A 9,350-nucleotide genomic window follows, 5' to 3' on the forward strand; every position below is an offset into this window, starting at 1 on the left:
GCGCGACTTTTTACCCGGCCAAGCTTTTCTGGTCGGAACCCCCTAAGCCGAGTTTTCAAGGTGCTGCGCCGTCCACTTGGTTTTCGAGACTGGCCTTTTAATTCTAACGTAAAGCCAACCTAGAACGGCGGGGTTTCAGACGCAAATTTTCGATGATCGAGAATGGCTTTAGCTTGAATTAAAGCCGATCGCACTTGTTCAAAACCTGTGCCACCATAGCTATTACGGGCCGCTACTACCTGACGAGGAGCGATCGCGTCGTAGATATCGGCCTCAAAAGCTGGATGTAATTCTTGCCATTCCGTCAGGGTTAAATCTTTTAATAACTTACCCGCTGCTAAACTGCTTTTAACGACTTTCCCGACTAAATTATAAGCTTCTCGGAAGGGAATTCCCTTACTGGCTAAATAATCCGCCACATCCGTCGCATTAGAAAAATCTTCCGCCACCGCATTAGCTAATCGGTCGGTTTTAAATTGAATCCCGGTGGCTAAAAGTACCGTCATCGCTTGTAAACAAATCCGCACGGTTTTAACGCCATCAAATAACGCTTCCTTGTCCTCCTGCAAGTCTTTGTTATAGGCTAGGGGTAAACCCTTCATTAAGGTCAATAACGCTTGTAAATGCCCAAAAACCCGCCCTGTTTTGCCGCGCACTAATTCGGGAACATCGGGGTTTTTTTTCTGGGGCATAATGCTAGATCCCGTGGCACAACTATCGGTGAGAGTGATAAAACTAAATTCTTGGGAAGACCAGAGAATCATTTCTTCGCTCAAACGGCTCAGGTGGACCATAATCAGACTAGCGGCCGTCATAAATTCAATGGCAAAATCTCGATCGCTGACTCCATCGAGACTATTGTTATACACCTGCTCAAAATCGAGTAAATTGGCACTGTAATGACGATCGATGGGAAAAGTCGTCCCCGCTAAAGCGCCACATCCTAGGGGCGAAATATTAGTCCTGGCGCGAATTTGCCCTAATCGTTGGTGATCCCGTTCGGCCATTTGAAAATAAGCGAGGAGATGATGGGCTAAACTAATCGGTTGAGCGCGCTGTAGGTGGGTATAACCGGGGATCAGGGTTTCCAGATGGTTTTCAGCGTGATTGACTAAAGCTTGCTGAAAATTGCGAATTTCTTGCCTAATATCATCGATTTGTTGTCTAAGATACAGACGTATATCCGTTCCTACCTGATCGTTGCGCGAACGGGCCGTGTGCAGTTTTTTGCCCACATCTCCCACGATCTCGGTTAAACGACGTTCTACGGCAAAATGCACGTCCTCTTGATCGATGCCGGGGTTAAAGTTGCCAGTGCGGTATTCTTGACGAATTTGTTCCAATCCAGAGACGAGACTATCAGCTTCTTCGGGGCTGATAATACCCGTATAGGCGAGCATTTTAGCGTGAGCGATCGATCCGGTGAGATCATACTCGATTAATTCGATATCAAAGCCAATACTGGCGTTAAATTCTACGATCGTAGGATGGAGACTACCTTCAAAGCGATCGCTCCAAGTTTTCTTTGCTGTCACTGTTTTCGTTAGATGATTGTGTATAAAGTTAACCAAAATATGCTAGGCAATTTTTAGGGATAATCTGGTGCTGATAGCATTACCGCTTCAGGTTAGAAAAATCTCCAACTCTACAAGCATAAGAATAGCAAGAATTGCTCACTCTGGCTGAAGGCTGATAGGCGAAAAGCTAATAAGAGGTAAAACCTCGAAACATATAACCGACAATGAAACCGATTAATAGGGCCCATGCTTGCCCAGTTTTGACGAAATTTGAGAAGGATTTCTGTAAATTCCCGATGACATCCACGTCTTGATCCAAAATAGTCATCAAGACATTGGTAAGGGGCGAAAAGTCGATCGAGACAGATAGATGATGGAAGATGTCGATCACTATGGCATTCCTCAAAAACGAAAATCTACAGAACAAGTTAACATGAAAACGACTAAATCAAAACCACTTTTTTCTCCTCGGTGGTGAGTTGGAAAGGAGGTCACTTTCAAGATGACTGAGATTGCTGGTAATAGGATAATAATAAGTTGCCCGCTTTTGCTAAATCTTGCCCAAAGGCGATAATTCCTTCCTCATGACCACTCATCACTAAAATTTGTTGCTCTTCTAGACGCTCTTCTTGACATAAACGGATAATTTCTGCGGCCATTTCTGGGGTTCCATAGGCGATATTTTCTTGAGTGGTCGGCACTCGATACATTAAATTTTGCCACAGGGGGCGATGATGAATATGAATCACCCCATTAATCTGGGGATTCGCTTCATAAATCGCTCCATGGGTGAGAGTTTCCGAAGAAGCGGCGATTGTTCCCCGACAAGTGACCCAATTTTCTCTCCAATCGTAGTCTATAACTGTGGTGTAATGGGATTCATTTAATACTGAGATACCCCCAGTGTTAGTGCCAGAAATAATGATTTCTTTGTCTATTTTTCCTCGTTTACTCACATTCCCAAAACCGATTCCGTTATCGTATTGACCGATTAATCCCAGTTGATAGAGGCGATTGCGCCAATAATTTAATTCTGCAATCTCTGAGCTTATTAAGGGACGGTCAGGAATCCAAGTACAATTGTATTTAACGTAACCTTCATCAATCATAGATTTTTCTGAAAATATTCGGGATAACTTTGACAAACTTGCTGCACAAATTCCTGGAGAGGATAGGAAATATTAGCGATATAATTATCTTTAATTACTTGGGAGAATAGGGGTAAAACTTCCGTATCTAAGGCCGGGTTAAATAAGTCCATCGGCAGGATTAAATCGGAACCTTCCCGCACATCAATTGTCTCAAAATTATCGGCTACAATTAACCAAAGAGGACGCACCCAAAGAGCCGAACGACTTTCGATCACCTGAATTACTTCTCCGTATAAAGTTCGATTTTTGCAGAATAAACTAACAATTTGATGGGGAGTAAATGTGTTCATAGACAATTCTAGTTTTCCTTGATACTAAACTCAATTTTTAGCTATAGCAGTAGGAAGTCTCTGGTTTTGGGGAACGCCGGAACTGCGGAACAGTTTAGTGATCACATTTTGACATAGATTTTAATAAACTGACAAATTACTTAAAATAATTTAAACTTTTTTTCAGAAAAATTGTTAAAAACTTGACATAAATACTAATTTACCCATCTTTGAATGATAATAATTAGGCGTGGGGAATGAGAAAAAATGAATGTATGAGGAGAGACAAGATTTGAGAAGAAAGTAATTAATATTTCCTTGATCAATAGGTGCGATAAAGATAGCTATGTAGGTCAAAAAATAGGCAAAGTTTACCACGATTATCAAGAAGAAAACGAAGAAGTGATCGGCAATACTTGGCAGGAATCCTATCAATTTACCATAGAAGCTTAATAGTTGACTAATCGCAGAAAGCCCCGCGCGAGCGTAAATTTTCCCGCAATTCCTCGGTCATACCCACGTTATCGGCAAACTTTGTTCCCTTCACTTTTGCCCCGCTAAAATTCGCTTGAGTGATGTTGACTTCAACTAAATTAGCCCCTTCTAAATTGGAGCCAATTAAATTAGCTAAAGCCAAACTAGAACGGTAAAAATCAGCATAACTTAAATCGGCATTAGCTAATAAGGCTCCGCTTAAATCCGCTCCCCTAAAACTAGCATAACTGCCATTAATTTCACTTAAATCAGCATCGGTTAAATTGGCCCCCCGCAGATTCGCTTGATAGAGATTGGCCATGCCTAAAGATATACCACTTAATTCCGCTGCTAGGAGATTTGCCCCAGTAAAATCCGTTAGGGGATCGAGTTCAGCTAATTGGACTAATTCCAGAAAATCATCACTAACAGAAGCATAAACTGCCTCGATTTGTGCTGGCAATTTCTCTAAATTTTCTGATGCTGCCGCTTTCGGTTCAACTAGAACAGTATCTAATTCTACCTGGGATGAACCCCAAGAAATACGACTCAAAAAAACATCAAATTGATTTTCCATCAGGAAAAATGCTAACTTTCGCTCTAAAATACTATGTTTATTGGGACTTATATCGTGTTTCCATAATCCCGATGTTTCCGTGATACAGATATCGGCAGCTGTCAGCGAAAATTGCACCGTCAGATGATAAGGTTCTTCCTCGACACTCACGGTTCCTAGGTTAATCCTTTCGATCGCTCCTGTAAATATTGACTGAGGACTTTTGAAGGATAACCGCCATTGATGATTATTAATACGATTTATGTATAACTCTTGACTAGAAAGAGGATTTGGTGTCAGGTGACAATTAACTAAAACAAAATCTAATTTTCCTCCTTTCAGTCCCCATTTAATTTCCCCGCCGAGGAGAGATTGAATTTGAGCTTGTAGGTGTAAAGTTAAATATAAATCAAATTTTTGCGAGTCGGTGGCTACTGGTTCTAGGGTTAACGATACACTATCGGGATAGCGATCGAAGGCAGCTAAAAGACGCATAATCCAAAAAAGAAAAGCTAAAATAAACAGTAAAAAAGTGGTGATTCTCTGGCCCTAAAGCTGAGAACTCACCCCTATTTAAAACAATAGCTGATTTTCTCGATCCTCGATTAACATTTCTTCGGCGATCGCTGAATGATTGCTTCTGAAAATCAAGGTTAAATTAGTTGACTTTCTCTTTTTTGCCGATATTGCCGTCTGCATTAAAAAACATCGGCAAAAAGCGTTCCATAAACATTTGTGGATCACGATTCCAGGCTTTTTGCGCCGCTTCTACCCGGAATAATTGCAATTTCGGGTCGAGAAGGGATTGGGGTAAACGTTCCATCAGATATTGAGGACGTTCCCAAAGCGGCATAGTGGCGGCGATTTCCATTAAATGACCGACGCGGCGCAATTCTGCCCCCAGGGTGATATCCATACCCGATTCATAGGCGGCCTGTTCGATCGCTGAGTATTTGGCCTTAGCTTTTTCGACTTTTTGCCGATGTTCGGGGCTTTTTTGGGCAATTTTGGCTAACCAACGATTACCCCAACGCACATGGCCCGCTTCTTCGGGAAAGATTTTGGCGATCGTTTCCTGAATTTTGAGATTTTCCGGGGTTTGTTCCCCTTCTTTGAGAGCATAAATATGGGCGGCAAAGTATTCGCATCCCCGTTTTTCGGTGACGTTAATTGCCGCTAGGGCCGCAATCAGTCCATCTTCCCTTTGTTCTTCGCCTTGGAATTGATCTTGATCGAGAAGACGTTCAAATTCATCGATATAGGACAACCCCGGCGGTTTCCCCACATCGGCCCCCAATTCGATCAATAAATCGGTTAACCAGTAGGCATGGCGGGCCTCATCGGCAACGTGGTGGGAAAGATCCTGTATCAGTTCTTGCGGTTGTCCGTCTAAGGTTTCGATCAGTTCGGTGAGGTCTTTACAGCTACGTTGTTCGTTGTAGCGGTAGCGGTTGAGGGTGACAAGATGAATTTCGCGATCGCTAATGACCCGCTTCATGATGTCGCGAGCGCTCATCGTCTTCTTGAATTTACGAGGGTAAGCAACGGTCATGAGTTTGTATAGTTTTGTAAAGGTCTTCCCGTATTCTAACCCCTAAGAATTGAGGAAGTGTTTAAGGCTTGAGGTTTGCATCATTTTGTCAACGGCCAGTAATTCGAGTTTTGTAAGAGATCTTATGAACAGAATTAACAATATTGTTTTGGTTCACGGTTTTTGGGCCGATGGTTCTAGTTATAATCAGATAACTGCCCAGTTATTAGCCGAAGGATACGCAGCGATCGCTGTGCAAAATCCTCTCACTTCTCTAGCCGATGACCTAGCTGCGCCGAATTGGTATATTGTCTCTAGTCAAGATCAAGCCGTCCCCCCAGAATTACAGTTTAATTTGGCCGAGAGAATGGGAGCAAAGACAGTGGTTTTGGCATCCGGTCACGTCCCTACTATTTCCCATGCTTCAGAGGTTTTAGAGGTGATTAGAGAAGCCTCGAATAGGGGATAAGTAAATCGCAATTTTCTCCTTAAACAATACCCGACCGTAGGGCAATTACGGCCGCTTGTACTCGGTCATCCACGGCTAATTTATTCATAATTCCCCGCACATGGGTTTTAATCGTATTGGTACTTAAATAAAGTTGTTCGGCGATTTCAGCGTTACTTTTGCCCTCGACAATTAACTTTAAAACCTCCATTTCTCGCTCCGATAAAAGTGCTAGATTGGCATTAGGTTGCACTGCCGGCGGTTTGAGATTATCCATGACTAAACGAGCAATTTGGGGGTCTAAATAGGTGGCCCCGTCCTTGGCCGCTTCAATGGCGGCCAAAAGGCGATCGAGACTCGCTCCCTTGATACAATAGGCATCAGCACCACTAGCCAGCGCCGCGATCACTTCCTGTTGCAGAGTGTGGGAAGTGAGCATGACCACATGAACATTAGCTAAACCCTCCTTAATCTGTTTAGTTGCCGCAATGCCATCGAGACGGGGTAAACCGATGTCCATGACCACTAAATCTGGCCGTAGGGATAGGGCTAATTGTACCCCCGCTAGACCATCACTAGCTTGACCGACAATCTCAAAATCCGGCTGTTCACTAAGTGCCTGTTCTAAACCTAACTGCATTAAAGGATCGTCTTCAACAATTAAAATCCGCATGATCTTTGATTCCTAACGGGAAAATGTACGGTTTTCACCCATCTGCATGAGGCAGAACTACTCCTAGTTTAGGCAATCTGGAGATAGATTAACAGTGATTCAGTGACCAGTGATTCAGTGACCAGTGATCAGTAAACAGTAAACAGTCATCAGTCATCAGTGAAAAGACAGTGGGAAACTACTATTTGATACTGCTCGCTTAATACATACTGCTCACTTAGAACTCAAATCTGATAACTGATAACTGATAACTGATAACTGATAACTGATAACTGATAACTGAAAATGCTACGGATTTCATCAGATCGGTCTAAAATTGTGCTTGTTGCCCTAGTTTATCTGGGTGTTGGTTGGCTAGGCTATCTCTGCTTAAATTTAGGGTTGCGACCTTCCCCGATTTGGATGAGTGCTGGTATTGGCTTAACTGCCGTTTTTTTAGGGGGAAAAAGGCTAGTTTTAGGCGTTTTTATCGGTGATTTGCTTCTTACCTTCTTTTTAGGGGCCAGTTGGCCCATAGCTCTATTTTCAGCACTCGGCAGCAGTTTATCGGCCCTGTTAGGGGCGCAATTCTTGCATTATCTGAGATTTTCCGCCACTTTACAGCGCATTCGCGATATCCTTTTACTGGTATTTTTAGCGGCCTTATTGGCCTCGGCAGTTAATGCCACTATCGATACTTTTGCCCGTAGTTGGCTAAATACTTGGGATTGGCGACAATTTGGACAGTCTTGGGGCATTATCTGGCTCGGAGATAGTACGGGAATATTAATGACCACGCCGCTGCTGTTGCGTTTTTTCTTCAATCATCACTCCCTGCGAGAACCACGGCAACCCCAACGCCTTGGCGAGGCCTTACTTTGTCTGAGTTTGCTAACGGTGGTGACTTCCGTGGTTTTTGGTGATCAACCAAATTTTCTTAACCCCGATTGGAGTATGGTGCAGTACCTCGAATATCTGCCTTTTCCCTTTGTGGTTTGGGCCGCCATGCGTTTTCAGACTTGGGGAGCGGTAATAGCGAATTTTTTAGTATCTATTTTAGCTTTGATGGGATTAGCTGGGGGAATCAGCCCTTTTATCCTACAGGCTCCCGATTATACCAGAGGTGTCCTGATCTTACAAATCTTTTTAGTCATTGTCATGTCAACTTCTCTGTTTTTATCGGCGGCGATTACCGAAAGACAACAGATCGATCGAGCTTTAAATGAAACTTTAGAACGAGAACATTTTTTAACACAAGTTGCTTTAAAAGTCCATCAATCTTTAGATATAGATCAGGTTTTAAACACCATTGTTGAGGAAATCAGAAATTTGCTCGATGCCGATCAAGTCTATATCGGTCACTGTCAAGAAGGGGGTTGGTCCAAGGTCATCGCTGAGTCCCGTCGTCCCGAGATTCCCTCGCTGATGGGTTGGTTTCCTGAACCAGAATTACTGGAAGAATTGGGACAATTATTTTCTTTAGATAAGTTAATTATTGCTGATAATACCGCTAAGGTGCAAACTCTGCCCACTCTCAAGGGTTATTACGAATACCTGCAAGTTAAATCTTCTTTAGTTTTACCTCTAACGGTTAATAATCAACATTTAGGTGCTTTAGTTGTCCATCAATATTCCCATCCCCGTCATTGGCAAAAAAGCGAGGTCAAATTATTAGAACAGTTAGCCACCCAAGTTTGTATCGCTATCGGCCAAGCGCAACTATATCAGAGGGTGCAAAGCTTGAATAATAATTTAGAACAGGAAGTGGCAGCCAGAACCCTGGAACTGCGGGAAAAAGTCCGGGAAATTCAGCGTTTATACGAAATGAAAACGGTTTTTTTACAGGCAGTATCCCACGATCTCCGCACTTCGATTATGGGATTAATGATGTTATTAAAAAATTTACAGTGTCGGCAAACGGAAAAAGTAACTATCTCGCGAGCAATGCTCGATCAGGTGGTGCGTAGTTGCGATCGACAATTAACTTTAATTAATGCTTTATCAGAAAATCATTTTGCTGAAGAACGGCCTTTAATCTTGCATCGTCAACCTCTATCTTTAAAAGAACAGGTGAAAATTTGGCTCAAAGATTGGCAAAAAGATTTTGATTTATACCAAGCTACTTTTATTAATCTTCTCCCCGATAACTTACCCGCTATTGATGCCGATCCTTGTCAGCTAAGGAGTGTTTTTGAACAATTATTAAATAATGCCTTAAAACATAATCCTCCACCGATTCAATTAGCTTTAGATGCTCGTATTGACCAAGATATGCTCTACTGCACTTTAAGCGATAATGGCATTGGCATGGATGAGGAACAATGTCAACATCTTTTCCATTTATATGTAAGAAATCTTCATAATCAACACCTAACGGGAATCGGTTTAGGTTCCTACCAATGTCGGCAAATTATCGAGGCTCACTCCGGGAGAATTGGGGTAAAAAGTACCCCGCGGGTTGGCTCACAGTTTTGGTTTACTTTACCCCTTGCCCATCAAAATTCTAGAGTAATTAAGCAGGAGTTAGTCAACAGTAATCAGTGATTTTTAAGGAGATCGAAATGATTATGCTTATCGCTCTTCTGGGACTCTGGGGGATATGAAATTAAGATATATAGCGTTTTCAAATAAGACATGAAAAAGCATCGTAATTGTGGAGATTAGGAAAAGTAAATAGTTTAAGGTTGATTAAAAGATTAAATATCTTCTTCATAATCCCAAAATTTTTACAGAAACGGTAGCATCTCCTTAC

General features: G+C 42.4%; 10 protein-coding genes. 3 read left to right on the forward strand and 7 right to left on the reverse strand.

Annotated elements, in window-relative coordinates; genetic code table 11:
* Positions 1-119: 119 nt before the first annotated feature.
* The 4 genes from argH to IM450_RS08400 form a co-directional block, all read right to left on the reverse strand.
* Positions 120-1,535, reverse strand: coding sequence for an argininosuccinate lyase (argH, locus tag IM450_RS08385; protein ID WP_103112634.1), 1,416 nt, complete (start codon positions 1,533-1,535; stop codon positions 120-122).
* Positions 1,536-1,704: 169 nt separating this feature from the next.
* Positions 1,705-1,908, reverse strand: coding sequence for a hypothetical protein (locus IM450_RS08390; RefSeq protein WP_287670315.1), 204 nt, complete (start codon positions 1,906-1,908; stop codon positions 1,705-1,707).
* A gap of 106 nt (positions 1,909-2,014) precedes the next feature.
* A complete protein-coding gene (locus IM450_RS08395) occupies positions 2,015-2,626 on the reverse strand; it encodes a class II aldolase/adducin family protein (protein ID WP_287670320.1) in 612 nt (203 codons plus the stop codon).
* Positions 2,623-2,958, reverse strand: a complete 336-nt coding sequence (locus IM450_RS08400; protein ID WP_002800900.1) for a hypothetical protein — start codon at positions 2,956-2,958, stop codon at positions 2,623-2,625. The genes IM450_RS08395 and IM450_RS08400 overlap by 4 nt, the downstream gene beginning before the upstream one ends.
* 297 nt (positions 2,959-3,255) lie before the next feature.
* Between IM450_RS08400 and IM450_RS08405 the strand changes: the two genes are divergently transcribed.
* Positions 3,256-3,390 (forward strand): hypothetical protein, encoded by a 135-nt coding sequence (locus tag IM450_RS08405; RefSeq protein WP_287670324.1) that lies wholly within the window; start codon positions 3,256-3,258, stop codon positions 3,388-3,390.
* Between the two features lie 7 nt (positions 3,391-3,397).
* Here IM450_RS08405 and IM450_RS08410 read toward each other — a convergent pair whose 3' ends face one another.
* Both IM450_RS08410 and IM450_RS08415 read right to left on the reverse strand, forming a co-directional pair.
* Positions 3,398-4,462, reverse strand: a complete 1,065-nt coding sequence (locus tag IM450_RS08410) for a pentapeptide repeat-containing protein (RefSeq protein WP_287670326.1) — start codon at positions 4,460-4,462, stop codon at positions 3,398-3,400.
* Between the two features lie 163 nt (positions 4,463-4,625).
* On the reverse strand, positions 4,626-5,519 hold the full coding sequence (locus tag IM450_RS08415; protein ID WP_287670328.1) for a ferritin-like domain-containing protein: 894 nt from the start codon (positions 5,517-5,519) through the stop codon (positions 4,626-4,628).
* A gap of 124 nt (positions 5,520-5,643) precedes the next feature.
* Here IM450_RS08415 and IM450_RS08420 point away from each other — a divergent pair, with 124 nt between their 5' ends.
* Positions 5,644-5,967 carry an alpha/beta fold hydrolase gene (locus tag IM450_RS08420; protein WP_002800897.1) on the forward strand — a complete coding sequence of 108 codons (324 nt, stop codon included), beginning with the start codon at positions 5,644-5,646 and terminating at the stop codon, positions 5,965-5,967.
* A gap of 19 nt (positions 5,968-5,986) precedes the next feature.
* Here the strand turns inward: IM450_RS08420 and IM450_RS08425 are convergent, their stop codons facing one another.
* Complete coding sequence (locus tag IM450_RS08425) at positions 5,987-6,619, reverse strand: response regulator (protein WP_002800895.1); 633 nt, start codon at positions 6,617-6,619, stop codon at positions 5,987-5,989.
* 285 nt (positions 6,620-6,904) lie between these two features.
* On the opposite strand from IM450_RS08425, the gene IM450_RS08430 reads away from it, so the two are divergent.
* On the forward strand, positions 6,905-9,142 hold the full coding sequence (locus tag IM450_RS08430; protein WP_287670331.1) for a sensor histidine kinase: 2,238 nt from the start codon (positions 6,905-6,907) through the stop codon (positions 9,140-9,142).
* The last annotated feature ends 208 nt before the right edge of the window (positions 9,143-9,350 follow it).

Source organism: Microcystis sp. M083S1 (genome assembly GCF_020246405.1).
In the GTDB taxonomy this organism is placed as follows: Bacteria; Cyanobacteriota; Cyanobacteriia; order Cyanobacteriales; family Microcystaceae; genus Microcystis; species Microcystis aeruginosa_C.